Annotated in this window: 24 protein-coding genes and 1 tRNA gene; 12 read left to right on the forward strand and 13 right to left on the reverse strand. The window is 67.0% G+C overall.

The window, feature by feature from the left end; translation table 11 throughout:
• Positions 1 to 16: 16 nt before the first annotated feature.
• Complete coding sequence (locus ACFC4D_RS29155) at positions 17 to 640, reverse strand: TetR/AcrR family transcriptional regulator (protein WP_153803761.1); 624 nt, start codon at positions 638 to 640, stop codon at positions 17 to 19.
• 275 nt (positions 641 to 915) lie between these two features.
• Between ACFC4D_RS29155 and ACFC4D_RS29160 the strand changes: the two genes are divergently transcribed.
• From ACFC4D_RS29160 to ACFC4D_RS29185, 6 genes are all read left to right on the forward strand, one after another.
• A tRNA-Gln gene (locus ACFC4D_RS29160) sits at positions 916 to 986 on the forward strand.
• Between the two features lie 108 nt (positions 987 to 1,094).
• Positions 1,095 to 2,576 carry a bifunctional UDP-N-acetylglucosamine diphosphorylase/glucosamine-1-phosphate N-acetyltransferase GlmU gene (gene glmU, locus ACFC4D_RS29165; protein ID WP_364642004.1) on the forward strand — a complete coding sequence of 494 codons (1,482 nt, stop codon included), beginning with the start codon at positions 1,095 to 1,097 and terminating at the stop codon, positions 2,574 to 2,576.
• On the forward strand, positions 2,573 to 3,553 hold the full coding sequence (locus tag ACFC4D_RS29170; RefSeq protein ID WP_067570015.1) for a ribose-phosphate diphosphokinase: 981 nt from the start codon (positions 2,573 to 2,575) through the stop codon (positions 3,551 to 3,553). The genes glmU and ACFC4D_RS29170 overlap by 4 nt, the downstream gene beginning before the upstream one ends.
• Before the next feature lie 161 nt (positions 3,554 to 3,714).
• Positions 3,715 to 4,032: a hypothetical protein gene (locus tag ACFC4D_RS29175; RefSeq protein WP_364642007.1), complete on the forward strand. Its 318-nt coding sequence runs from the start codon at positions 3,715 to 3,717 to the stop codon at positions 4,030 to 4,032.
• A gap of 63 nt (positions 4,033 to 4,095) precedes the next feature.
• The gene (locus ACFC4D_RS29180; protein ID WP_375965044.1) at positions 4,096 to 4,773 is read left to right on the forward strand and encodes a hypothetical protein; all 678 of its coding nucleotides are present in this window, start codon (positions 4,096 to 4,098) and stop codon (positions 4,771 to 4,773) included.
• A gap of 3 nt (positions 4,774 to 4,776) precedes the next feature.
• On the forward strand, positions 4,777 to 5,409 hold the full coding sequence (locus ACFC4D_RS29185) for a DUF2461 domain-containing protein (RefSeq protein ID WP_375965041.1): 633 nt from the start codon (positions 4,777 to 4,779) through the stop codon (positions 5,407 to 5,409).
• A gap of 57 nt (positions 5,410 to 5,466) precedes the next feature.
• Here ACFC4D_RS29185 and egtD read toward each other — a convergent pair whose 3' ends face one another.
• The 4 genes from egtD to egtA all read right to left on the reverse strand — a co-directional run bounded on the left by egtD (position 5,467) and on the right by egtA (position 10,060).
• Entirely contained in the window at positions 5,467 to 6,438 is a 972-nt protein-coding gene (egtD, locus tag ACFC4D_RS29190) for an L-histidine N(alpha)-methyltransferase (protein WP_376068143.1), read from the reverse strand.
• Complete coding sequence (locus tag ACFC4D_RS29195) at positions 6,435 to 7,286, reverse strand: ergothioneine biosynthesis protein EgtC (protein WP_376068145.1); 852 nt, start codon at positions 7,284 to 7,286, stop codon at positions 6,435 to 6,437. Before ACFC4D_RS29195 ends, egtD begins: the two co-directional genes overlap by 4 nt.
• Positions 7,286 to 8,626, reverse strand: a complete 1,341-nt coding sequence (gene egtB / locus ACFC4D_RS29200; protein WP_376068146.1) for an ergothioneine biosynthesis protein EgtB — start codon at positions 8,624 to 8,626, stop codon at positions 7,286 to 7,288. The genes ACFC4D_RS29195 and egtB overlap by 1 nt, the downstream gene beginning before the upstream one ends.
• A 123-nt stretch (positions 8,627 to 8,749) precedes the next feature.
• Positions 8,750 to 10,060 carry an ergothioneine biosynthesis glutamate--cysteine ligase EgtA gene (gene egtA, locus ACFC4D_RS29205; RefSeq protein WP_376068249.1) on the reverse strand — a complete coding sequence of 437 codons (1,311 nt, stop codon included), beginning with the start codon at positions 10,058 to 10,060 and terminating at the stop codon, positions 8,750 to 8,752.
• A gap of 188 nt (positions 10,061 to 10,248) precedes the next feature.
• Between egtA and ACFC4D_RS29210 the strand changes: the two genes are divergently transcribed.
• Together ACFC4D_RS29210 and ACFC4D_RS29215 are read left to right on the forward strand one after the other, a co-directional pair.
• Positions 10,249 to 11,421 carry an aminotransferase class V-fold PLP-dependent enzyme gene (locus tag ACFC4D_RS29210; RefSeq protein ID WP_376068148.1) on the forward strand — a complete coding sequence of 391 codons (1,173 nt, stop codon included), beginning with the start codon at positions 10,249 to 10,251 and terminating at the stop codon, positions 11,419 to 11,421.
• 117 nt (positions 11,422 to 11,538) lie between these two features.
• Positions 11,539 to 13,185, forward strand: coding sequence for a fatty acyl-AMP ligase (locus ACFC4D_RS29215; protein WP_376068149.1), 1,647 nt, complete (start codon positions 11,539 to 11,541; stop codon positions 13,183 to 13,185).
• 55 nt (positions 13,186 to 13,240) lie between these two features.
• On the opposite strand, the gene pth is transcribed toward ACFC4D_RS29215, so the two are convergent.
• The 3 genes from pth to ACFC4D_RS29230 form a co-directional block, all read right to left on the reverse strand.
• Entirely contained in the window at positions 13,241 to 13,822 is a 582-nt protein-coding gene (pth, locus tag ACFC4D_RS29220; RefSeq protein WP_375965024.1) for an aminoacyl-tRNA hydrolase, read from the reverse strand.
• Positions 13,823 to 13,843: 21 nt separating this feature from the next.
• Entirely contained in the window at positions 13,844 to 14,452 is a 609-nt protein-coding gene (locus ACFC4D_RS29225; protein ID WP_364642036.1) for a 50S ribosomal protein L25/general stress protein Ctc, read from the reverse strand.
• A gap of 250 nt (positions 14,453 to 14,702) precedes the next feature.
• The gene (locus ACFC4D_RS29230) at positions 14,703 to 15,371 is read right to left on the reverse strand and encodes a lysophospholipid acyltransferase family protein (protein ID WP_375965021.1); all 669 of its coding nucleotides are present in this window, start codon (positions 15,369 to 15,371) and stop codon (positions 14,703 to 14,705) included.
• 120 nt (positions 15,372 to 15,491) lie between these two features.
• Between ACFC4D_RS29230 and ACFC4D_RS29235 the strand changes: the two genes are divergently transcribed.
• Entirely contained in the window at positions 15,492 to 16,100 is a 609-nt protein-coding gene (locus ACFC4D_RS29235) for a TetR/AcrR family transcriptional regulator (protein ID WP_375965018.1), read from the forward strand.
• Between the two features lie 53 nt (positions 16,101 to 16,153).
• Positions 16,154 to 17,782, forward strand: a complete 1,629-nt coding sequence (locus tag ACFC4D_RS29240) for a peptide chain release factor 3 (protein WP_375965015.1) — start codon at positions 16,154 to 16,156, stop codon at positions 17,780 to 17,782.
• Between the two features lie 30 nt (positions 17,783 to 17,812).
• Here ACFC4D_RS29240 and ACFC4D_RS29245 read toward each other — a convergent pair whose 3' ends face one another.
• Both ACFC4D_RS29245 and ACFC4D_RS29250 read right to left on the reverse strand, forming a co-directional pair.
• On the reverse strand, positions 17,813 to 18,337 hold the full coding sequence (locus ACFC4D_RS29245) for a nuclear transport factor 2 family protein (RefSeq protein ID WP_364642045.1): 525 nt from the start codon (positions 18,335 to 18,337) through the stop codon (positions 17,813 to 17,815).
• A 115-nt stretch (positions 18,338 to 18,452) separates the two neighbouring features.
• Positions 18,453 to 19,280, reverse strand: a complete 828-nt coding sequence (locus ACFC4D_RS29250; RefSeq protein ID WP_364642048.1) for a DUF4393 domain-containing protein — start codon at positions 19,278 to 19,280, stop codon at positions 18,453 to 18,455.
• A 362-nt stretch (positions 19,281 to 19,642) separates the two neighbouring features.
• On the opposite strand from ACFC4D_RS29250, the gene ACFC4D_RS29255 reads away from it, so the two are divergent.
• Both ACFC4D_RS29255 and ACFC4D_RS29260 read left to right on the forward strand, forming a co-directional pair.
• Positions 19,643 to 20,920: a hypothetical protein gene (locus tag ACFC4D_RS29255; RefSeq protein WP_375965011.1), complete on the forward strand. Its 1,278-nt coding sequence runs from the start codon at positions 19,643 to 19,645 to the stop codon at positions 20,918 to 20,920.
• Positions 20,911 to 21,771 carry an Abi-alpha family protein gene (locus ACFC4D_RS29260; RefSeq protein ID WP_376068152.1) on the forward strand — a complete coding sequence of 287 codons (861 nt, stop codon included), beginning with the start codon at positions 20,911 to 20,913 and terminating at the stop codon, positions 21,769 to 21,771. The genes ACFC4D_RS29255 and ACFC4D_RS29260 overlap by 10 nt, the downstream gene beginning before the upstream one ends.
• A gap of 66 nt (positions 21,772 to 21,837) precedes the next feature.
• Here the strand turns inward: ACFC4D_RS29260 and ACFC4D_RS29265 are convergent, their stop codons facing one another.
• From ACFC4D_RS29265 to ACFC4D_RS29275, 3 genes are all read right to left on the reverse strand, one after another.
• Positions 21,838 to 23,631 (reverse strand): ABC-F family ATP-binding cassette domain-containing protein, encoded by a 1,794-nt coding sequence (locus tag ACFC4D_RS29265; RefSeq protein WP_375965006.1) that lies wholly within the window; start codon positions 23,629 to 23,631, stop codon positions 21,838 to 21,840.
• Positions 23,632 to 23,722: 91 nt separating this feature from the next.
• A complete protein-coding gene (locus tag ACFC4D_RS29270; protein WP_376068154.1) occupies positions 23,723 to 24,658 on the reverse strand; it encodes a 4-(cytidine 5'-diphospho)-2-C-methyl-D-erythritol kinase in 936 nt (311 codons plus the stop codon).
• A gap of 23 nt (positions 24,659 to 24,681) precedes the next feature.
• A complete protein-coding gene (locus ACFC4D_RS29275) occupies positions 24,682 to 25,434 on the reverse strand; it encodes an SDR family oxidoreductase (RefSeq protein WP_376068156.1) in 753 nt (250 codons plus the stop codon).
• Positions 25,435 to 25,488 lie beyond the last annotated feature (54 nt).

Consider the following 25,488-nt stretch of genomic DNA (forward strand, 5'->3'; position numbering starts at 1 on the left):
CACACCATTTTCAGACCTATAGGTCTCGTACGCCTTTGCCGCTGGGCCATTCCGACGCCAGCTTGGGCTCGGCCTCGAGATGGGTGAGACCGTTCCAGCACAGGTTCACCAGATGCGCCGCAACCACTTCCTTGGACGGCGACCGCTCGTCCAGCCACCAGGTCGCCGCCGTTGCGACCATGCCCACCAGCGCTTGTGCGTACAGCGTCGCCAAACTCGTATCGAAGCCGCGGCGTTCGAAATCCCCGGCGAGTATGTGCGCCACCTGATTCACCGCTTCGTTCAGCAGACTGGAGTAGGTGCCCTCGGCCGCCGACGCCGGTTGATCGCGCATGAGGATGCGAAACCCATCGGTCCGTTCCTCCATATAGGTGAGCAACGCCAGCGCCACCTGTTCCAGCCGCACCCGCGACCGGTTCTGCGACAGCGATGCGGTGATCATCTCCAGCAACGCGGACATCTCCCGATCCACCACGACGGCATACAAACCCTCCTTGCCGCCGAAGTGTTCGTACACCACGGGTTTCGAGACCTGCGCGCGCTGCGCGATCTCCTCCACCGAGGTGGCGTCGTAGCCGCGCTCGGCGAACAGGGTCCGCCCGATCTCGATGAGTTGCTGTCGCCGTTGGGTTCCCGTCATACGCGGACGCGACACCCGGCTGCCATCACCCGTAGTCATCGCCCCGCCTCCCTGTATGCCGTACGAACGTACTAGTAACTCTCTCAGACACCGAGCGAACTGTCTCAGAGCGCCCCACCGAGACCTGTCGGCTGGAACACCCTCGCCACCGCGGCGCGAAACTCTGACCACGAGTGATCGTTAAAAGTTTCGGGGAGACGGATCCATGTGCGAGTATCTACACGCGCATGCCATAGCAAGCAGAGCGGCGTACCGTACGGTCCGCCGGGTTGCAATCCGCCGTAGTGTAATGGCAGCACCACTGATTTTGGTTCAGTTAGTTCAGGTTCGAGTCCTGGCGGCGGAGCTCGCGAACGGGGTCACTATGGTTGGCCCCGCACATCGCTGACGCAGCACAACTGTGGCCCAGCGCACCAAAGAACTCAGCACGATGACGCGCAGCCGAGGGAGATCCATGCCACAGCAGACCGCCGTCGTCGTTCTCGCCGCCGGAGCCGGAACCCGAATGCGGTCCAAGACCCCCAAGGTGTTGCACCCGATGGCCGGCCGCAGCATGCTCGCGCACGCGCTGCATGCGGCGAACGAGATCGACCCGACGTACCTCATCACCGTGATCGGCCATGACCGCGAACAGGTCGGCGACGCGGTGGGCAAAGTGGGGGCGGAGCTCGGCCGCCAGATCATCCTGGCGGTACAGGAAGAACAGCGCGGCACCGGACACGCCGTGCAGTGCGCACTCACCGCACTGCCCGACGATTTCACCGGTGACGTGCTGGTGACCTACGCGGATGTGCCACTGCTGGACGGGCACACCCTGCACGCGCTGCTCGACGAGCATCGCAGTTACACCGAGGGTTCGGCGGTCACGGTGCTGACCTTCGCACCCGATGATCCGAACGGCTACGGCCGCATCGTCCGCGATGCGGACGGGCGACTGCTGGAGATCGTCGAACACGCCGACGCCACCCCGGCGCAGGCCGCCATCGGCGAGGTCAATTCCGGCGTATACGTTTTCGACGCCGCCGTACTGCGGGTGATGATCACCCGGATCGACACCGCCAACGCGCGCTACGAGCTGTACCTCACCGATGTGCTGAAACTCGCTCGCGAGGCCGGACATCCAGTGCACGGTGCGCGACTTCTGGACTCCGCCAAGGTAACCGGGGTCAATGACCGGGTGCAGTTGGCCGATGCCGCGCGCACCCTGAACCGGTACATCGTGGAACGGCATATGCGCGCCGGGGTCACCATCATCGATCCGGCCACCACCTGGATCGACGGCAGCGTGACCATCGGCCGGGACGCGGTCATCCGCCCGGGCGTACAACTGCTGGGCGACACCGTGATCGGGGAGGACGCCGAGATCGGACCGGACTCCACACTGACGGACGTCCAGGTCGGCAATGGCGCGAAAGTGGTACGCGCACACGGCGAGAAGGCCACCATCGGGCCGGGCGCGACCGTCGGCCCGTTCACCTATCTGCGGCCCGGCAGTTCGATCGGCGAAGAGGGCAAGCTCGGCGCCTTCGTCGAAACCAAGAACGCCACCATCGGCGCGCATTCCAAGGTGCCGCATCTGACCTATGTCGGCGACGCCACCATCGGCGAGCACAGCAACATCGGCGCTTCCAGCGTCTTCGTCAACTACGACGGGGTTCGCAAACACCACACCGTGGTTGGGTCACACGTGCGGACGGGGAGTGACACGATGTTCGTCGCACCCATCACCGTGGGTGACGGCGCGTATTCGGCAGCAGGTACTGTACTGCGCAGAAGTGTTCCTCCGGGCGCACTGGCGGTGTCGGGTGGAGCGCAACGCAATATCGAGGGTTGGGTGCAGCGCAATCGCCCCGGCACCGAGGCCGCCAAGGCGGCCGAACTGGCCATCGCGGCCAACGATATATCCGACGAGCAAAAGGATGGCGAACGTCCGTGACCGCGTTCTCTACCGAAAACCACAAGAACCTGATGCTGTTCTCGGGACGCGCTCATCCAGAGCTCGCCGAGGCAGTGGCCAAGGAACTCAACGTCCATGTCACGCCGCAGACCGCGCGTGACTTCGCGAACGGCGAGACCTTCGTCCGGTTCGAGGAATCGGTGCGCGGCTCCGACGCGTTCGTACTGCAGAGCTTCCCGGCCCCGCTGAACCAGTGGGTCATGGAGCACCTCATCATGATCGACGCCCTCAAGCGCGGTTCGGCCAAGCGCATCACCTCGGTGCTGCCGTTCTACCCGTACGCCCGTCAGGACAAGAAGCACCGCGGTCGCGAGCCCATCTCGGCTCGCCTCATCGCGGATCTGCTCAAGACCGCGGGCGTGGATCGCATCATCACCGTCGATCTGCACACCGATCAGATCCAGGGCTTCTTCGACGGCCCCGTCGATCACATGCACGCGCAGGTGCAGTTGGCCGAGCACATTCGGAACAACTACGCGCTCGACAATATCGCCGTGGTCTCCCCGGACGCGGGCCGCGTGAAGGTCGCCGAGAAGTGGGCCAACTCGCTGTCCGACGCGCCGCTGGCGTTCATCCACAAGACCCGTGATCCGCTGGTGGCCAATCAGGTTGTGGCCAACCGCGTGGTCGGTGAGGTCGAGGGCCGCACCTGCATCCTGATCGACGACATGATCGACACCGGTGGCACCATCGCCGGCGCGGTCAAGGTGCTCAAGGAGGCGGGCGCGGGCGATGTCGTCATCGCCGCCACGCACGGCATCCTGAGCCATCCGGCCGCCGAACGGCTCGCGAACTGCGGGGCCAAGGAGGTCGTGGTCACCAATACGCTGCCCATCGACGAGGACAAGAAGTTCCCGACGCTGACTGTGCTGTCCATCGCACCGCTGCTGGCGCAGACCATCCGCGAGGTCTTCGAAAACGGTTCCGTAACAGGGCTTTTCAACGGCAACGCGTAGTCCGATAGTTCTTCCGCGACGCGCCCCCTCCCATCGGGAAGGGGCGCGTTCGGCATTTACGGGGTTTCATAGGTGACCCCTCCCGCTCCCGGCGGTAGCGTTGGACCGATATTCACGCGGTTGCTCGAGGTGCGCTGACGCGCGGAAAGGTGTGGTTCCGTATGGACGACCGGCGCAATGACGACGAGGATCAGCTCATCGACGAGGTACTCGACAAAGAGGACGTCGAAGACCTGGACTACGACATGGGCGATGACGATCAGGCCGACGAGGTGCGCGAATACGAGCGCTATATCGCCGACCCACCGGACGAACTCGTCATCCGCAACCGCGAGAACGATGACAACGGCCGGCTCGGTATCGAGGCCGAACTCGATCAGGAGTGGACCCGCCGCCGTCAGCGCGATGAGAACAAGTCCGAGGACGATCGGCCCGCCGAACTCGCCGCCATGGAAATCGTCGACGAACCGGACGATTAACGAACAGCTCCGCAGCGTGATACCCATGGAAAGCATTCACACCACCAGCGAGGAGGGTGCGAGATGAGCACGCCGCCGAACGAACCTCAATCCAACCCGGGCGACATGTTCAAGAAGGACTCCGACGCGAACGCGCCGGAGACCCCGGCCGCGGGTCAGCCGCAGGACGCGGGCACGGCGGGACAGTGGGGGGAACCGGCTTCCGGACAGCCCGCGGCCGGACAGTGGCAGAGCGATCCCGCCGCATCATCGCAGCCGGGGTACCCGCAACCCGGACAGTGGCAGGACCAGCAGACCACGCAGTACAACCCCGGCGCGGCCGGGCAGCAGCCGCAGCAGCCGGGTGGATATCCGGCGGGCGGGGTGTACAACTATCCGCCGATGGGCGGCCAGCCCCAGGGCGCGCCGCAGGGCGGGTATCCGTCGTATCCGCAGCAGCCGTACGGGCAGCCGGGACAGTCCGGGTATCAGCCGTTCCCGCAGCAGCCCTACGGCGCGCAGCCCTACGGTGTGCCGCAGCCGCGCGGGACGCAGATCTTCTCCATCATCGGATTCATCTGCGCCGGAATCGCTTTGCTGTTCTGTCCGCCGATCTTCGGCATCGCGGGCATCGTGCTCGGCGTCATCGGCAATAACAAGGGTGAACCGCTGGGCAAGTGGGCGGCCGTCGCGTCCGGTGTGACCCTGGTGCTCGGCGTGATCATCGGAATCGCCATCTACGGTTCGAGTCTGACCCGCTGACATATGACCGCGTTCACCGGATTTCCGCTCACCGGCCTCGACTTCTACGAGGATCTCGAGGCCGACAATTCCAAAGCGTTCTGGACGGCGAACAAGAAGGTGTGGGAGACCGCGGTGCGGGATCCCATGCAGGCCTTGCTCGCCGAGCTGGAACCGGATTTCGGCACGGCCAAATTCTTCCGGCCGTACCGGGACGTTCGATTCTCCAAGGACAAGTCGCCGTACAAGGATCATCAGGGCGCGACGGTGCACGCCACCTCCGGCGGCGGGTGGTACGTGCAGATCGGCGCGGCCGGGCTGTTCGTCGCCGCCGGGGTGTACGCGCCGTCCCCGAGTCAGCTCGCACAGCTGCGCGGCACCATCGACAACGAGGTGCGCGGAGCCGAGCTGGAGAACCTGCTCGCCGCATTGACCAAGGCGGGGTACACGATCGGCGGTGACAAACTTCGCACCAAGCCCAAGGGCTATGCGGCCGACCATCCGCGGATCGAGTTGCTGCGGCATAAATCGCTGGTCATCAGCAAGGATTTCGGCGCGCCCGCCTGGCTCGATACGCCGCGCGCGGCCAAGGAGATCCGCAAGTCGTGGGAAACCATGCGACCCGCGATGGAATGGCTTGCGGCCGTAACCGGTTGACAGTGGATGGCGGCGAGGCCCGAACCCTCGCCGCCTCCCTCAATTCGCGGTCCGGGGCTAGCGCCGTTCGGCGAGCACCAGGGCGAAGCGGTCATCCGGATCCGTCCAGATGCGCTCGGTGGCGAAACCGGCTGCGGCCAGCTCACTTTCGAGGCCCTCGCGGCGGAATTTGGCCGAGATCTCGGTGCGGAGCTGCTCACCCTTGGCGAATTCGACCGTCAGATCCAGATCGTCGATCCGGACGATGGCGGCTTCGGTTGCCTCCAAACGCATTTCGATCCACTCGTTATCGGCGTCCCACAGCGCGACGTGCGCGAAGTGGTCCGGATCGAAGTTCGCGTGCAGGCGGCCGTTGAGCACATGCAGCACATTGCGATTGAATTCGGCGGTCACACCGGCGGCGTCATCGTAGGCGGGCACCAGGATGGCCGGATCGATGACCAGACCCGCGCCCAAGAGCAATTGCTCACCGGGCTCCAGCACATCGTGCACACCCGCGAGGAAGGCCGCGCGCTCGCTCGGCACCAGATTGCCGATGGTGCCGCCAAGGAAGGCGATCATGCGGCGGCCGCCGCGCGGCAGATTGTCCAGCGTGGCGGTGAAATCGCTGACCACGCCGTGCACGCTCAGTCCGGGGAACTCCGCCGACACCTGATCGGCGGCGGCGCTCAGCGCGGACACCGACACATCCTGCGGCACATATGTTTTCAGCGGACCCTCGGCGGTGAGCGCCTCCAGCAGCAGCCGGGTCTTGGCCGCCGATCCCGCACCCAGCTCCACCAGCACCTCGGCCTGCGCCAGCTTCGCGATCTCGCCTACCACGCGCTCCAGCAGGGCCCGCTCGGTGCGGGTCGGGTAGTACTCCGGCAGTTCGGTGATCAGCTCGAACAGCTCACTGCCCCGCGCGTCATAGAACCACTTGGGCGGCAACCACTTCGGGTCGGCGGTCAACCCCGCGCGCACGTCCGACCGCAGCGCGGCGGTCAGATCCTCGTCGGTCAAATGGATGTCCAGCGCAGCCGCACTCATGAATCAGCCCTTCCGATCTCGATATTCAGGTCTTCCACCGACAGCCACCCCGGCCGCGCCACCACGAGTTGCCCATCCGCGATGGCACGCCAGCGCGGATCCTCGTCGTACGCCTCCGAGGCGACCACCGTGAACTCATCCCCCGGCAGCACCGTCAGCGCGTGCCGCCATGTCGTAGCCCACACCGAATCACCGTCCCCCAGCAGCAGATTCAGCCGAGCGTTCGGCGACCGTTCCACCACGGCCTGGGTCACCGCCCGCAATGCCGCCTCCGGCCCCAGCCGCCCGCCGTCCAGCAGACCGCGCAGGATCACCCACAGCACCGCCGAATCCGTGAGCGACTCGGCCTCCAGCAGTGAGGGCGAATCGAATTGCGCGGCAACGGCGGTCAGCGCCACCCGCCAGTCCGGAATCGCCCCGTTATGGCTGAAAGCCCAGCGGCCGTGGGTGAATGGGGCACACGCCGCCTGCTCCACCGGCAGCCCCACCGTCGCCGAACGGACCGCGGCCAGCACCGCCGGTGAACGCAATTGCGGCAGCACCTCATCCACCGCCGGATCGGTCCAGATGGGCGCGGCATTGCGATAGCGGGTCGCCGTCGGCGCGCCCGTCGCGGCCTGCGGCGGGGCCGCGAGGTCCTGGCGGGTGCCGCCGTGCCAGATGACGCCCTCGGAATGGGTTGGGGGCGCGGGGGTCCACCAGGCGACGCCGAAACCGTCGGCGTTGATGGTGCCGCCGCCGCGCATATCGCGGGGCGCCCAGGATTGGGTGCGCAGCGAGTTGGGGCCTCGGGTGAGGAGTTCGCCTACCGCGGCGGGTGGGCCGAGATAGGCGAGGTGGCGGCACATCAGGCGTCCTCCGGGGTGAGGTCGCGGGCCAGGCGGAAACCGGAGAAGATCTGGCGGCGAATGGGGTGATCCCAGTTGCGGAAGGTGCCGCGCACGGCCACCTCGTCCGCGCCGAAGGAACCGCCGCGCAGCACGCGGTAGTCACCGCCGAAGAAGACGTCGGAGTACTCGGCGTAGGGGAAGGGGCGGAAGCCCGGGTAGGGGGTGAAGCCGGAGGAGGTCCACTCCCAGACGTCACCGATCAGCTGGTGCACGCCCTGCGGGGAGACGCCCGCAGGGTACGCGCCCGCGTCCGCCGGTTCCAGATGGCGCTGACCGAGATTCGCGGTCTCCGCGGTGGGATCGGCATCGCCCCACGGGTAGCGGCGGGAGCGGCCGGTGGCCGGATCGAAGCGCGCGGCCTTCTCCCATTCCGCTTCCGTCGGAAGGCGTTTGCCCGCCCAGGCGGCGTACGCCTCGGCCTCGAAATAGCAGACGTGCAGCACCGGCTGATGCGGGCGCAGCGGCTGCATGACACCGAAAACCCTGCGCCACCAACGGCCGCCGCCATCGCGCTCCCAGAACTGGGGTGATACCAGCCCGGCCTCGACGCGATGCGCCCAACCGGCTTCGGACCACAGCTCCGGGCGGTCGTAGCCGCCGTCGGCCATGAATTCCAGGTACTGCTCATTGGTGATCGGCGCGATATCGATGGCGAAGCCCGGCACATGCACGGGATGCGCGGGCCGTTCATTGTCCAGCGCCCACGGATCGGTATCGGTGCCCATGGTGAATTCGCCCGCGGCAATGACGACTTCACCGCGCGGCGGTGTCGCCACGGTCGGCGCGGCCGGTGCGCTGAGCACCGCTTCCCCCTGCCGCAGTTGATGTGTCGCGAGCATGGTCTCGTCATGCTGCTGCTCGTGCTGGGCGATCATCCCGAACGCGAAGCCGTTGTCGACCAGCGCCGCACCGCGTAATGGGTTGCGCTCCAGCACATCCCACACCTTGCCGCGCACCTGCCCGACATAATCGCGGGCCTGTCCCGGATTCAGCAGCGGCAGCGACGGCCGATTCGCCCGAGCGTGTTTGAACGCGTCGTACAGCTCGTCGATATCGGACCGCACGGCTTCCCGCCCGCCCACATCCCGGACCAGCCACAGCTCTTCCTGATTGCCGATATGCGCCAGATCCCACACCAGCGGACTCATGATCCGCGAATGCTGCGCCACCAACTCCGCCTCATCCAGGCAATCGGTCAATCCGGCGGTCCGCCCCCGAGCCCGCTCCAGCACCTGCGCGATCCGCTCCCGCAGCCGCTCCGTCTCGCCCCGATCAGTCCCCGGTAGCTGAATAGTCATGACAAAACTCCGAATTCGATTCGAGAATGGATAGCGCCCGCAGCGCATTCGGGCGTGCCCGCCGGAGAGCCCGGCCGGAACCGCGATTCGCGGTTCCGGTGTGTGGTCTGTGACAGGGCGCGGTCATGCGCCGGTTCCGGTGGGATCCGCTGTGGGCGCGTGTCCCAGGCGACATCGCTCCGCGGCGGCGGCCAATTCCGCCGCGGCGGCGGGTGTCGCGGCGTGTGCGGTGGCCAATTCGAGGAGAGCTACTGCCGTAGCGCGGATTTCGAGGTCGGCGAGGCCGTAGCGCGCGGCCTCGGACCAGAGATCAGCGGTCGAGGCCGCCAGTGCCGTGGCCTCCGCGACCACGGTGGGACTGGAGACCAGGGCGTCGATGGCGTGCACCGGGACGGTCCAGGTGTCGCCGGGTTGGGCGTCCAGGTAGCGGACCTCCAGATGGCCGGAGGCGCGGACCTGGGGGAAGACCGTGGTCAGGTGGTAGTCGAGGTCGGTGTGGTCGGGGCGGCGGCCGATCTCCTCGTCGAGAGCGCCGCACAGCCAATCCGCGAAGGTCGCCCCCGGCGGGGCGGACCAATCGGCGGTAACGGGGTCGCCGCCGCCCGCGTTCACGGGGTTGGCGGCATCATCCGGGTTCGTGGGCCGAATGCAGAGCAGGGGGACGTCCAGGGCCCAGCGGGCGTAGCCCGCGACCGGATCGGTCCAGTGGTGCACGGGTGGGCGGGTGCGGAGGTGGTCGAGGCGGAGCCAGGTGCGCATGCGCTGGGAGGCCCAGGCGCCGGGCGGGGCTCCGCTCAGGGTCGGGGAGCAGGCGAAGGCGGCCAGCAGGGCCGGGCCGATGGCGTAGAGGGCCGTCACGCGGGCGGTGATATCGGCGGGGTCCGCACCCGCGTCGACGCTCACCTGGGTGGCGGCGGTATTGCACATCATGAGTGCGCCGAAGGGGCCGATACCGGCGAAGGTGCGCTCCATGGCGCGATAGCGCGGGAGCTGGAGCAGGCGTTGCGGATCGCGAGCCGGATCGGCGGAGGCGGAGAAGGTGTGGATGCCATGGGAGGCGAGGAGTTCTCGTAGGCGGACCGTATCGGTGCGCAGGCGCTCACACAGTTCGGCGGCGGTGCCGAACGGGGCACTGGAGAGTTCGATCTGACCACCGGGTTCGATGGTGACCCGGCTGCCTCCCGGCAGCGGATGGGCCGGGGAATCTGGCGAAATGGACTGCGGCGCATAGGGCCCCAGTGCGTCTGCGATCGCAGTCAATCGCGGGCGCGGGGCCGACGCCGAGGGCTCCCCCTGAGCGGTGAGCCATTCCAATTCGGCGCCGATGAGCGCGGGTGGCCCCTGCTTGAAACAGACCTTTCCGACATACGCCTCGGCTGCGGCACGGGTGGAGAACGCACTCCCGGGCGCCTGCGCAACCCGTCCCGTCTGCACGTCGGCGTCCTGCGCCGCGTGCCCGGCAACTCGCGGCAAATCGGAGAGGGACGCAGAAACAGCCATGTCGACCTCCACTCGATCAAACCAACCCTGCCCGGCATGCCGGGCGATCAATCCAGAGTAGCGATGAACACCGACAACAAAACTTACGAAATGAGGAACACACCAACCGATATGGTCGATTCATGGTGAACATTGCCCGGTTGCGCGCCGATACACCCGGTTGCGAAGGCCAGATTTTTCTCGACAGCGCGGGCTCATCACTGCCGCCGCAGGTGGTCGTGGACACCCAGATCGCACATCTGCGCCGGGAAGCGGAGATCGGTGGCTATCGTGCCGCCACCGAACGCCTGGACGATCTGCACGGCGTCAAGACCGCGATCGGGCAGCTCATCAATGCCCCCGCCGCGGCCATCGCGCTCAGTGACAGCGCCAGCCGCTCCTGGAGCGACTTCTTCTACTCGGTCCCGCTGCGGCCCGGCGACCGCATTCTCATCTCCGGCGCGGACTACGCCAGCAATGCCATCGCCGCCCTGCAACGCGCACGGCAGAGCGGGGCCGTGGTGCAGACCATCCCGAGCGACGGCAATGGGCAGATCGATCTCGCGGCGCTGGAAACCATGGTGGACGAACGGGTGAAACTGGTTTCGCTGGTTCATGTTCCGACCAATGGCGGCCTGGCGAATCCGGTCGCCGAGGCCGCGCGCATCGCCCGCCGCGCCGGTGCGCTGGTACTGCTGGACGCCTGCCAATCGGCGGGTCAGCTACCCCTGGATGTGGCCGAACTGGACGTGGACGCGCTGTCCGCGACCGGGCGCAAATGGCTGCGCGGACCGCGCGGGACCGGGTTCCTGTACGTGCGCCCCGAACTCGCCACCACCATGGAACCCACCCGGCTGGATCTGCACAGCGCCGAATGGACCGGTCCGGACAAGTACACCCTCGCCGCCGACGCGAGCCGCTTCGAATTCTGGGAGTGCGATATCGCGGCCCGGCTGGGATTGGGCGCGGCGGTCCGATACCTGCTCGACCAGAGCCCGGCCGAGATCTACGCGGCCATCGCCGAGCGCGCGGAACTCCTGAGGGCGGCCCTGTGCGAGCTCCCCCGGGTGACCGTGCGCGATCAGGGGCTCCGGCACGCGGGCATCGTGTCGTTCACCGTCGACGGGCTCGCACCGGTGCAGGTGCGCGATCGGCTGGCTCCCGAGCGCATCACGGTGACCGTGAGCCACCGTTCCTCCACCCTGCTCGATATGACCGCCCGCGATCTCGATTCGGTGGTGCGCGCCTCCCCGCACGCCTTCGTGAGTTTCGAGGACCTCGACCGCTTCGTGGCGGCGGTCGCCGCATTGGAGTGAGTCGTCGATCTTGTTGCGAAGCTTGTGCGCGCTGGCAACTATTCCGAAACTGTTAACAGGACAGGGGTTCCGGCGGGATAGTTGAGGTGAGTCCGGCCAGCGTTTGAGGAGTCGATCGTGAGCCGCTTCACCGAGGAAATGTATGCCACCGCGGACACCTCCACACATGGACTGGTGACCGGGGAACCGGAGGCCCCGCTGCGGCAGTCGTGGGGCGAGATCCACCGCATCGCAAGACAAATGGCCGGCGGGCTCGCCGCCGCGGGCATCGGGCACGGTGACGCCGTGGGCGTGCTCGCGGGCATGCCCGTCGATATCGCCCCTGCCTGCCAGGCGGTTTGGATGCGCGGGGCCTCGATCACCATGCTGCATCAGCCGACTCCGCGCACCGATCTGATGGTGTGGGCACAGGACACCGAAACCGTGCTCGGCATGATCGAGGCCCGCGCGGTGATCCTGGGCGCACCGTTCGAGGCCGCGGCTCCGCTGCTGGCCGAGCGCGGCATCACGGTGGTGACCATCGACGAGATGCGCGCGGGCGAGCCGATCGATCCGCTGCCGACGGGTGAGAACGATATCGCCTTACAGCAGTTGACATCCGGGTCCACCGGCTCGCCGAAGGCGGTGCGGATCACGCACGGCAACTTCTTCGTGAACGCCTACGCCATGTTCGATCGGGTGAAATTCCAGCTCGACGACGATGTGATGATCAGCTGGCTGCCGCTGTTCCACGATATGGGTATGGTCGGATTCCTCAGCGTGCCAATGCAGTTCGGCGCGGAGGTGGTGTGCGTGACACCGCTGGACTTCCTGGTGCGGCCCATCCTGTGGGCCGAGCTGATCTCGAAGTATCGCGGAACGGTCACCGCCGCACCGAATTTCGCGTATTCCCTGCTGGCACGCAGACTTCGCAATGCCGAGGACGGCGCGTTCGATCTGAGCAGTGTCCGATATATGTGGAATGGCGCGGAACCCGTGGACGCCGACACCATGGACACCCTCGCCGCGGCGGGAAAACGCTTCGGGCTCAACCCGATGGCGCTCACCCCGGTCTACGGTATGGCCGAAACCACCCTCGCGGTATCGATTCCGGATCCCGGCCTCGGACAGGTGCTCGATGTCGTCGACGCCGATCTGCTGGAGGCGATCGGCAAGGCGGTGCCGGTGCGCGATCCCGAACACCATCACGGCGCGGTGCGCCGCCTGCCCACGCTCGGCTATCTGGTCGACAACCTGGAGGGCCGGGTCGTCGACGCCGACCGGCAGCCGCTGCCGACGCGCAGCGTCGGCGTGATCGAATTGCACGGTCCCGCCGTCACTTCCGGCTATGTCACCACCGAGGGCTTCCGCCCCGCCCAGGACGCCGACGGCTGGCTGGACACCGGCGATATCGGCTACATCACCGAGAACGGCCTGGTCGTGGTGTGCGGCCGCATCAAGGACGTCATCATCATGGGCGGGCGCAATATCTTCCCCACCGATATCGAACGGGCGGCCCTGCGCATCAAGGGAGTTCGCCCCGGCAATGCGGTGGCGGTACGACTGGACGCGGGCCAGAAGCGCGAGAGTTTCGCGGTCGTGGTGGAGAGCAACGACTTTCAGAATCCCGGCGAGGTCAAACGCATCGAACACGATATCGTGCACGCGGTCTTCTCCGAGGTGGGCGTGCGCCCGCGCAGCGTCACCATCCTCGGCCCGGGCGCGCTCCCGAAGACCTCCTCCGGCAAACTGCGCCGTTCGGCCACCACCGCCCAACTCGGCTGACAAAAGCGAACACCCCCGTCCGGAATCCGGACGGGGGTGCGAAAGTCTTTACAGCTCAGTGCAACTGGTTCTGCGCGGGCTCCAGGCCCACGCGCAGCAGTAGCTCCACCGCGTCGGCGGCCTGCTCCACGATCACCGGCACCTCCTTGCGCTCGGGAGCCGAGAACGGCTTGAGCACATAGTCGGCGGGATCCTGGCGGCCGGGCGGACGCCCGATACCGAACCGGACCCGCAGGTAATCCTTGGTGGTCAGCGCCTGCGACATGGAGCGCAGGCCATTGTGCCCGCCCTCGCCGCCGCCCTGCTTCAACCGGATCACGCCGAACGGCAGATCGAGTTCATCGTGGATGGCGATCACCTCGGTGGCGGGCACCGAGAAGAATTTTGCCAGTGCCGCGACCGGGCGACCGGACAGGTTCATATAGCTGCGCGGTTTGGCGATCAGCACCTTGCGCCCGTCCAGGCGCGCCTCGAGCAGGTCCGCGCCGGACTTCTTGTGCACGGTGAAACGGCCGCCGACGCGCTCCGCGAGCACATCGGCGACCATGAATCCGACATTGTGCCGGGTGCGCTCGTATTCGGAACCGGGATTACCCAGTCCGACCACGAGCGCGGGCCCGGCCGTCGCCTCGGTCACGAGAACCCTTGTGGGGCAGTATTACTCGGCGGCGGAGTCGCCGGCGGCGGCAGCCTCGGCGGCCTCTTCGGTCTCCTGCGCGGAGGCCGGGGCGGCGATGATGTTGACGATCAGCGCGTCGGCGTCGCCGGCCAGGGTGACACCCTCGGGCAGGGTGATGTCGCCCGCGTTGATCTGGGTGCCGGCCTCGACGCCCTCGATGGAGACGTCGATGGCGTCGGGCAGGCTCATGACGTCGGCCTCGATGGAGAGCACGGTGACATCGGAGGTGACCAGGGTGCCGGAGGCGGCCTCTCCGACCAGGTTCACGTGCACATCGGCGACGACGCGCTCACCGCGACGGATGACCAGCAGGTCGGCGTGCTCGATGTAGCGACGGATCGGGTGCACGACCACGGACTTGGTCAGCGCCAGGTGCTTCTTGCCCGCGATGTCCAGGTTCAGCACGGCGTTGGTGCCGTGCTCACGCAGGATGGCGGCGAATTCACGCGCGTTCACGGCGAGGTGCTGCGGCTCGGTGTTGTGGCCGTACAGCACGGCGGGCACATTGCCGTCGCGGCGGGTACGACGCGCGGCACCCTTGCCGAACTCGGTGCGTACAGTGGCTTCGAGAAGGTTGGCGTCGGACATGACTGTCTACTCCTACGGGCTCGTCCGGGCTGATGTCAGCGTGCTGGCCAGGGGATATTGCCGCCCTGGCGCGATGTTGGTCTATTCGTCGGGCGAAGACCAACAGGGACGGCCGGAAGCCGAGCCCGTCGATCACGGTGGACATTTTTGGGGTGTCGCACCCTCGCCGAGACAACCTGAAGACTTTAACACGCGGTGATAGATGCTCCGCACCACCCCCACCTCCGCGAGGTAAGGTGTCGCCCTTCGGCTACGCGGCCTCGGCCCGATCCTTGAATGTGGCTGCGTAGCAATCGACATAGGGGCGACCCGAACGGCGCACCAGATCCGCCATCAGTTCATCGGTGGCCTGCCGCACGCCATTGCGATCGGCGGGGACGAAGTAGCGCGGGCGGCCGATCGAGATGCGCACCTTGGCCGGGCGCAGGAAGCGGCGATTGCGCGGATTGACCCGATCGGTGCCGGACAGCACCACGGGGACCACGGGCGCGCCGGTCTGCATGGCGACCCGGATGACGCCGGTGCGGCCGCGATAGATGCGGCCGTCGGGCGAACGGGTGCCCTCGGGGTGGATGCCCCAGATGCCGCCCGCTTCCAGAATTCGCACGGCCGCGGCGAGGGAATCGCCACCGGCCTGCCCGCCGGTGCGATCCACGGGGACCTGTCCGGTGGCCTTCATGACCCAGCGGTTCACCCGGCCGCGGAAGCCGCCGGTGGTGAAGTACTCCTGCTTCGCGATGAAGGTGACCGGGCGATTCAGCACCAGGCACAGGTAGAGCGAATCCACCACGGCCAGATGGTTGGCGGCGATGATCACCGGGCCGTCAGCCGGAACATGGTGCAGCCCTTCGACTTCCGGCCTGCCCATCAGCCTGAGCAGGGGTCCGACGAATACATGTTTCAACAGCCAGTACCACACGAGAACCTCCCCGGAAGCCAAATGCGTAGACATCGTCTACGCGGTCGTAATCAGGTCTACACCATGCGAGTAGACAGTGTCTACGATGAATCGCACACACGACTTGGGAGGATGTGCGGCATGAGTGTGGTTGAGCCGCTGCGGGAACGGCTGGTGAGCGCCGGGGTCGAGATGCTCGAGGAGGTCGGCGCGGGACAGCTCGGCCTGCGCGCCATCGCCCGCGAAGCGGGGGTGTCGCACGGTGCGCCGCGCCGCTGGTTCCCCACCCACAACGCACTGCTGGCCGCCATCGCCGCGCGCGGTTATGCCGACCTCGGCGCGAGACTCGAAGCGATACAGGCGGATACGCCGCTATCCCCCGCCGCTCCGGCCTCCGCACCCCGCGATCGACTCGAGCGCACCGCACTCGCCTACATGGAATTCGCCGCGCGCCGCCCCGAGATGTTCACCCTCATGTTCCGCCACGACCTGCTGGAGGGCGCGGGCGAGAACCTGCGCGTGAACGTCACGCTCCCGCTGTTCCGCCGCTGGCGCGAACTCGTCGCCTCGAACATCCCCGCGGCCGAACCCGGCGCAACCCCCCTCGACGCCGCCGAGATCGCGCTGAGCCTGTGGACCAGCCTGCACGGCATCGCCACCGTGGTCGCCAACCGCAGCATCGAAGCCATCGCGCCCGGCGCGGATCCGGCCCGCCTGGTCGCCAACGCCATCACCCGCCATCTCGGCTGACGGGCCTCGTCGCGTACCCTGGTTCGGTTGCCTCGTCTGCGAAGGAGTCCCCCGTGAGTTCCCCGACTGCCAGCGCGACCACCGCACCCAGTTCCGGGCGGTTGGCCGACGAGGTGGCCCGGCGGCGCACCTTCGCGGTGATCTCCCATCCGGACGCCGGTAAGTCGACGCTCACCGAAGCGCTGGCGCTGCACGCGAAGGTCATCTCCGAGGCCGGCGCCATCCACGGCAAGGCGGGGCGCAAGTCCACCGTCTCGGACTGGATGGAAATGGAGAAGGCGCGCGGTATCTCCGTCAGCTCCACGGCGCTGCAGTTCGAATACGGCGACTGCGTGATCAACCTCGTCGATACGCCCGGTCACTCCGACTTCTCCGAGGACACCTACCGCGTGCTCACCGCGGTCGACGCGGCGGTCATGCTCATCGACGCGGCCAAGGGCCTGGAACCGCAGACGCTCAAGCTCTTTCAGGTGGCGCGCGATCGCGGCATCCCCGTCATCACCGTCATCAACAAGTGGGACCGGCCGGGCCAGGCGCCGCTGGAACTGCTCGACGAGATCATCGACCGCATCGGGCTCACCCCCACCCCGCTGTTCCTGCCCGTCGGCATCGCCGGTGATTTCCGCGGCCTGCTGCGCCGCGGCGCGGAAGGCGCACCCGCCGAATACATCCACTTCACCCGCACCGCGGGCGGCGCGACCATCGCGCCCGAGGAGCATCTGACACCCGAACAGGCCGCCGAACGCGAGGGCGAGGCCTGGATCACCGCCGTCGAGGAGAGCGAACTGCTGTCCGCCGCCGGACAGGACCACGATCAGGAACTGTTCCTGGCCGGGCACACCTCACCGGTCATCTACGGCTCCGCCATGCTGAATTTCGGTGTGCGCCAACTACTCGAGACGCTCATCGAACTCGCGCCCGCGCCGCGCGCCCGCATCGACATCAATGATCGGCCGCGCGAGACCGGCGATCCGTTCAGCGCGGTCATCTTCAAGGTGCAGGCCGGTATGGATACCGCGCACCGCGACCGCCTCGCCTTCATGCGCATCGTGTCCGGTGAATTCGAACGCGGCATGGTGGTGACGCACGCGCAGACCGGCCGCCCGTTCGCCACCAAGTACGCGCTCACCATTTTCGGCCGCGAGCGCACCACCGTCGACACCGCGTACCCGGGTGATGTGGTGGGTCTGGTCAACGCGACCGCGCTGGCTCCGGGGCACACGCTGTTCGCGGACAAGAAGGTGCAGTTCCCGCCGATCCCGTCGTTCGCGCCGGAGCATTTCGCCACCCTGCGCGCGCAGAGCGCGGGCAAGTACAAGCAGTTCCGCAAGGCCATCGACCAGCTCGACTCCGAGGGCGTGGTTCAGGTGCTGCGCAACGATATTCGCGGTGACGCCTCCCCCGTGCTGGCCGCCGTCGGCCCGATGCAGTTCGAGGTCGTGACCGCGCGCATGCTCGGCGAGTACAACGTCGAGACCAATCTCGACTCGCTGCCGTATCAGCTGGCCCGCCGCACCGATGCCGAATCGGCCGTCGAACTCGGCCGCCAGCGCGGCGTGGAAGTGTTCACCCGCACCGACGGTGTGATGCTCGCGCTCTTCGGTGACAAGTGGAAGCTGGCCTACGTCCAGAAGGAACACCCGAATCTGACGCTCGAACCGCTGGTCGCGACCGCCGACTGAGCATCCGCTCGTCGGCCGGAATGACGGGAGTCAGCCCATGGTCCCCGTCGCGTCGGGCGGGGCGGGATCGGTGCGCGGGGTGTCGGCCGGATCGCGGGCGATCAGGCCCCAGCGGCTGGAGGTCAGGCGCAGGCTCGGCAGGTCCGAGAGGGACATGACCACTTCGTAGGTGCGCTCGTAACCGGTGTGCGCGATGCGCCAGTTGCCGTCATCGCATTTCACGTACTGGTCGGAGTAGAAGGCCGCGCCGCGCAGCAGCATATTGTGGCCCGGGATCAGGACCGTATCGGCGAGGTACCAGGTGCCGACCGCCTTATCGCCGGTGACATCGATTTCCGGGTGGTCGCAGCGGTGTTCGGTGATGACGTGCGGGCCGAGCGTATTGCGCATGAACGCCAGGAACGCGTCCCGGGATTCGAACTGTAGGTACTCGCTGTAGGTGGCGGTCGCCTCCGGGATCATGGTGTCGGCGAACTCCTCCCACGACTTGGTGTCGAGGGCACGCAGATACCGGAACTTCAACCGGCTGATCGCGGCGACCGCATCGGAATCCATAACACCCACAATCCCATCAGAGGTGCGGGATACTCGAAATTTAGCGCACATTAGTACCGTATCGCTATCAACGCGGCACTCTCGCACCCCGGTTCGCACCGGGGTTCGAGTCGAGTCAGTGGCTGATGCTGAAGCAGGTGGTGCAGAAGTCCTCGCCGAACTCGGTCAGCCGCAGGCTCTTTCGGACGATCTTGGGTACGCGGCCCGCCTTCTTCAGCGCGGACTCCACCACCGGCTGCACTTCGAGCACCATGTAGCGCGAGAGCACCACCGGATCATCGGAGGTGGTGGTCAGGCCCAGCCGGTTCAGGTTGATCAGGTAGTGCCGGGCGCGATCGGGATAGCGGACGCCCGCCTGTTCGGGCACCGAGGTCAGATCGCCCTGCACCAGCTCCGAACCGATGCCGAGCGGCCGGTTGGTGCGCACATCCACGGTCGGCTGCGGGCCGTTCAGGGCCATGAAGCGCAGGATGCGCGCCTCATCGGGCGCGAGCTGATCGAGAATCCGGTCGTAGGCCGGGTGCACGTCCTCGGTGAAGTAGACATCGGCCGACCGCGCGAGCAGCGCGTCACCGCGGCGGCGCAGTTCCTCGCTGGTGGCCGAGCGCAACAGCGCGCCCGCACCGATGGCGTGCTGATTCGGCCCGTTCACGGGAGTCGGTACGTAACTGACGATTTCGCGCACCGAACCCTCGGTGACGCCCAGTGCGCTGCGCGCGATGGAACGCAGTGCCGCACCGGTGCGCTCGGCGATATCCGCTGAGGATTCGCCGTCCAGGGCCGCCTGCGTCAATTGTTTGGTGATATCGAAGCCGGTGCCGACCGCCCACTGGCTACCGCGCGCCGCGGTGCCGACGGCGAGTCCGGCCGCGCGGAAGACCCCGCGGATCATCCGGGCCTCATTGCTGATCTGGCGCTGCTCGACGTCCGAGCTGCGTTCCACGGCACGGGGACCTGGACGGACCACCTCGCCTGCACCCCCCTGCGACTGCGAGGTCCTGTCGTCTGTCACGTCCATCTCCGAATATTGCCAGGTGAACTAGATCGTCCACAGATTATGCCGCTAGACCCACCCGCAGTCCCCGCCATTCTCGCGGTGAAGTCGAAACAGTGGAACACCGGGGTGGAACACTGTGACCGAGATCTCCGACCCAGACACTGCGTCACTGGACTCACTTCCTGAATCCACAGTAAGGTCCGAGACGCCGATGGGGTTGATGCCGGCGGCGGGTACCGGTGTGGGTCGGCAGGAGGGTGACGTTGCTAGAGAGTGTCTTCGGAGTACACCCGACAATTTTGCTGGAATTGATCACGATTCCATTGTTCACCGGCGTCATCGGATACATCACCAACTGGACCGGCGTGCTCATGCTGTTCAAACCGGTGAGCTTCCACGGATTCCGCATGCCGGGGCTGGCGGCGCTGTTTCCCTTCCTGCCCAAGCGGATTCAGGTGCTGCCGCTGCTGCAGTACGACGGGCGGATGGGCTGGCAGGGGATCGTTCCGTCGCGCGCGGACAAGATGGCGAGCATTGCCGTCGACAAAGGGCTGGCGAAACTCGGAAACGTCGCGGACTTCTATCGCGAACTCGAACCCGACAAGCTCGCGGAACACCTGACTGAAATAGCAGAACTCCAGATTCGTGACATCGTGGAAGACATTCTGCGGCGTGAACATCCACAACTCTGGTATAACCTGCCCAATGGCGTCCGCGAGATGGTGCACAACCGGGTAGCCGAACAGCTCCCGACAATTCTGCGCGAACTCACCGATGAACTCGGCAACAACATCGATCAACTGCTCGACGTCAAGCAGATGGTCATTCGCTACTTCCAGGCGCGACCGCAGTTGCTCAACAGCCTGTTCCAGGTGCTCGGGGCCAAAGAACTGCGATTCATGCAGAACTTCGGCTTCTACTTCGGCGCGCCCATGGGTCTGCTGCTGGTCGGCATCCTGCACTGGACCGGCTGGTCGGCGCTGGCGGTGCTGCCGCTCGGCGGCATCGTGATCGGCTGGGTGGTCAACTGGGTCGGCATCAATATGATCTTCGCCCCCGCCTACCCGAAGTGGTGGTGCCCGTGGCGGCAGGGGCTGCTGGTCAAGCGGCAGCCCGAGATCACCGAGGGCTACGCCGATATGGTGGCCAGCCAGATCATGACCGTCGCCAATATCGGCGACGAACTGCTCAACGGGCCGCGCTCGGACCGCACCATGCAGATGCTGGCGGACACCCTCAAACCCGCCGCCGATCAGGCGCTCGGCCCGGCGCGCGGGGCGGTGAAGTTCTTCCTGGGCAATCGCGAATACGACTCGCTGCAGGACAGTTTCACCGCCGAGTCCATGAAGATCGCCCCGATCGCCTTCGCGGACCCGGCGTTCAACGTGCAGCAGGGCAAGCAGGTGCAGGAGTACATCGCCAAACAAATGTCGGCGCTGCCGCCGCCGGAGTTCGTTGACATGCTCCGTTCGGCCATCAAACAAGATGAATGGCTCTTGTTTGTCCATGGCGGTGTGCTGGGGCTCCTGGCCGGTTACGCTCACCTCCTGATCTTCGGAACAGGAGTTGCTACCTCATGGATATGACCGAAACCGACTCGGGCGAAGGGGATCCCGCCGATACCTCCACCACGCTGGTGGTGCGGCCCGCCGCACCGCTGCCGGTTCCGGTGACGGCCACCGCCTCGGCCGGGCCGGTGCGCGCCGCCGGAGGCGTGGTGCGCGTGGCGGTTTCGGCCGCCGTCGAGGCCGGGGTGTGGGGCTTGAGCACCGCGCTCGGCGTCACCTCGGTGGTGCTGCGCGGCAGTATGGCCGGGCAGGCGCCACGCGACATACTCTCCGATGCCGGTGCGCAGGTGCGGCATTCGGTGCGGCAGGCACTCGGCGTGCCCGCACCGGAAGCGGTCGAGGTGGCCTCCGCCGAACCCTGCTCCCCCACCGTGCTCCGCGCACGCGGAGCCGAATTGCTCCGCCGCTCAGCCGAATTCCACGATGACGATGACGCGCAACGGCATCCGGCGTACGCGCGGATTCTGGGCGAGCTCGCGCCCGATGAGGCGCGCGTCATCCGGTACCTCTACCTGGACGGCCCGCAGCCGCTGCTCGCGGTGCGCACCGGGCGCAATTCCGGTGGCGGCGAATTCAATCTGCTCGGCGAGGACGCCGGACTGCGCTACCCGAACCGGGTCGAGGAGTACCTCGTCAACCTGGATCGGCTCGGCCTGGTCGATGTGACGCGCGAGCCGCTCGGCAATCCGAACCGCTATCAGCTGTTGGAAGCGCAGCCGGAAGTGCGGCGGCTGCTCAAGCGCGCGGGCTTCGGCACCAAGGTCCTGTACCGCACCATCGAACTCACCTCGTTCGGCGCCGGATTCGTCCGCACCTGCCTGCCGGTCCCGGCACTGGATCAGGCCGCGCCCCTCGAACAACACGGCTGATATCGGCCGAACGAAAAGCCCGTGTCCCTGTCGGACACGGGCTTTCGATTGTTCGGGGCCGCCGGATCAGATGTCGGCGAGTTCCAGCCAGCGCTCCTCGGCCGCTTCCTTCTCCGTCTGCACCTGCTTCAGTTCGGTACCCAGGGCGATGAGCTTGTCCGGGGTGGTGGCCGCATCCGCCAGGGCGGCATGCAGTTTCGACTCCCGCTCATCGAGCTTCTGGATGGAGCGCTCCAGCTTGGACAGTTCCTTGCGGGCGGCGCGGTGCGCGGCCGCATCGGTGGTGGTGGTCGCGCCGGTGCTCGTATTCGCCGCCGCCGCACCGGATTTCGCGGCCACCATGGCGGACCGCTTCTTCAGGTATTCGGTGATGCCGCCGGGCAGGTTGGTGAGCTTGCCGTCGCCGAACAGCGCCCAGGTGGTGTCGCAGATGCGCTCGACCAGGTACCGGTCGTGCGAGATGACGACCATGGTGCCCGCCCAATTGTCGAGCAGGTCTTCCAACTGCTGAAGGGTGTCGATGTCCAGGTCGTTGGTGGGCTCGTCCAACAGCAGTACGTTGGGTTCGCTCATCAGGATTCGGGTCAGCTGCAGGCGGCGGCGTTCACCACCGGACAGATCACCGACGGGGGTGCGCTGTTTGGCGGGGGTGAAACCGAGGCGTTCGGCCAGCTGTCCGGCGCTGATCTCCTTATCGCCCAGCATGGTTCGCATGGCGACATCCTGAACCGCTTCCAGCACACGCATATCCAGCGGCAGATCATCGAGTTCCTGGCGCAGCCAGCCGATCTTGATGGTCTTGCCCTCGATGCGCTTACCGGCCTGCAATTCCGTATCACCGGCGAGCGCGCGCAAGAGCGTGGTCTTGCCCGAACCGTTCACCCCGACCAGGCCGACGCGCTCACCCGGGGCCAGCCGCCAGGTCAGATCCCCGACCAATTCGCGGCCGTCGGGGGTGGCCAGGGTGGCGTCCTCGAGCTCGATCACCACGCGGCCCAGGCGCTTACGCGCGAACGAGGCCAATTCCACCTTGTCGCGGGGCGCGGGCACATTGGCGATCAACGCCTCCGCGGCCTCGATCCGGTACCGCGGCTTGGAGGTACGCGCGGGCGCACCGCGCCGCAGCCAGGCCAGCTCCTTGCGCGCCAGGTTCTGGCGGCGCTGCTCGCTGGCATCGGCCTGCCGGGAACGCTCGGCGCGCGCGAAGATCCAGTCGTTGTAACCGCCCTCGTAGGTTTCCACCTTGCCACCCTGCACCTCCCAGGTGCGGGTGGCGACGGTGTCCAGGAACCAGCGATCGTGGGTCACGACCACCAGCGCACTGCGGCGGGACAGCAGATGTTCGGCCAGCCACTGCACGCCCTCGACATCGAGGTGGTTGGTGGGCTCGTCCAGCACCAGCAGGTCCAGATCGCGCACCAGCGCGGCGGCCAGCGCGGTACGCCGGCGCTCACCACCGGAGAGGTTGGCCACCAGCGAATCCATGCCGAGGTCGGCGATGCCGATGCCCTCGACCACATTGCGAATGCGGTGGTTGGAGGCCCATTCGTGCTCGGCCACACCGTCGGTCATCTGATCCTCGGCGAGCCCCGCCAGCACCACCTCACCGACGGTCGCGCCGTCCGGGAGCACCCCGCGCTGCGTCACCACGGCCATGCGCAATCCGCCGACCCGACTGACCCGGCCGCTGTCCGGCTCCTCGAGCCCGGTCAGCACCTCCAACAGTGTCGTCTTACCGCCACCATTGAGACCCACGACCCCGATCCGCTCCCCCTCCTGGACACCGAGGGAGATGTTCTCGAGCAGTGGTGCAACACCGAAACTCTTGTTGACCTGTTCCAGGTTGATCAGGTTGGCCATGAATCCTTCTGTCGCGTCGACGGGCGCAAACGGTATTTGCCCCTCGTCCAGCCTACCGAGGGTGCGAATCGGGGCCGGAGCCGCGCGTGGGTCAGCGCTTGGAGTCGACGGCTCCGGAGACGATGCGCGCGCCCGGGACCGGGCCGTGGGCGGTGCGGACGCTACGGGAGACGCCCGCGCCGGAGAGTTCGGCGGCGACCGCTATCGCGGCTTCCTCGGATTCGCAGAGGAAGGCGCAGGTGGGGCCGGAGCCGGAGACTATGCCCGCGAGCGCGCCTGCGGTGACACCCGCGCGCAGGGTGCGGCGGAGTTCCGGTTTCAGGGAGAGGGCGGCGATTTGCAGGTCGTTGCCGAGCAGGGGGGCGAGTTGGTGCGGGTCACCGGAGGCGAGGGCCTGCAGCAGGGCTTCGGGGCTGCCGAGGCGCGGCGGGTCGCCGATTTCGCGGAGGCGGTCGAGTTCGTGGAAGACCGCCGGGGTGGACAGGCCGCCCTTGGCGAGGGCGAGCACCCAGTGGAAGGTGTTGCGGCACAGCACCGGGAGCAGTTCCTCGCCGCGGCCGCGGCCCAGGGCGGTCTGGCCGTGCAGGGCGAAGGGGACGTCACTGCCGAGTTCGGCTGCGATATCGGACAATTCGACGCGGGTGAGGCCGAGTTCCCACAGTTCGTTCAGCCCGAGCAGGGCGGCGGCGGCATCGGCGCTGCCGCCCGCCATACCACCCGCCACCGGAATGCCCTTGGCGATGGCGAATTCCACCAGCGGTGCGCGCCCGCCCAGATGTGCGAGCCGGACCGCGGCCTGCCACACCAGATTTCCGCGATCGGTGGGCACCTCATCGGCGCCCTCACCGGTGACCTGCACGGTGAGGGCCGCCGCGGGGGCGATCTCCAGATCGTCGCTCAGCGAGAGCGCCTGGAAAACGGTGGTGAGGTCGTGGTATCCGTCCTCGCGAAGATCACCCACCCCGAGGTGCAGGTTCACCTTCGAGGGCGCGCGCACGACGACGGGGCTGGGCACAACAGACAGCACGCGCACAGCCTAGTTGCAGTTACCTACAGGAGTGCGCCACCGGTGGCGTCGATCCACTGACCGGTAACCCAACGGGAGGCGTCGGAGGCGAGAAAACCGACGATATCGGCGACGTCGCCGGGCTGGCCGACCCGGTTCAGCGGGGATCGGGCGGCGGTATCGGCCTGCCCCTCGGGGGTGCGCAGCCAACTGGCGTTCATATCGGTGTCGATGGCTCCGGGAGCCACCGCATTGACCGTAATGCCGCGCGGCCCAAGCTCTTTGGCGAGGATGCTGGTCAGCGCGTCGATGGCGGCCTTGGTCATGGTGTAGGCGAGCAGCTGCGGTTGATACGCGCCGCGGGTGAGACCGGTCGAGACGCTGACGATGCGGCCGTTGTCACGCAGGCGGTCGATCCCGAGTTTCGTCACGAAGAACGGGGATTTGGTGTTGATCGCGAATACGCGGTCGAACGATTCCTCATCGGTGCCGCCGATGGGTTCGCGGATGCCGTCGGTCCCGGCGTTGTTGACCAGGATGTCGAGCCCGTCGGCGTGTGCGTCGAAGGCGGTCCACAGGGCTTCTGCATCACCGGGTACGCCGAGCCGGGCCTGAATGGCGAAGGCCGAACCGCCCGCGGCCTCGATGGCGGCGACGGTCTCCTTGGCGGCGGCGGTATCGCGGTTGTAGTGCACCGCGACCCGTGCGCCGTCGTGCGCCAGGCGCAGCGCGATGGCGCGTCCGATGCCGCGGCCGCTGCCGGTGACCAGTGCTGTCTTGCCTGCGAGTGCGCTCATGAGCGGTGCTCCCTTTATCTAGCGATCGTTACAGAAAGGGACCGTAGCACATTA

The organism is Nocardia sp. NPDC056000 (assembly GCF_042269265.1).
In the GTDB taxonomy this organism is placed as follows: Bacteria; Actinomycetota; Actinomycetes; order Mycobacteriales; family Mycobacteriaceae; genus Nocardia.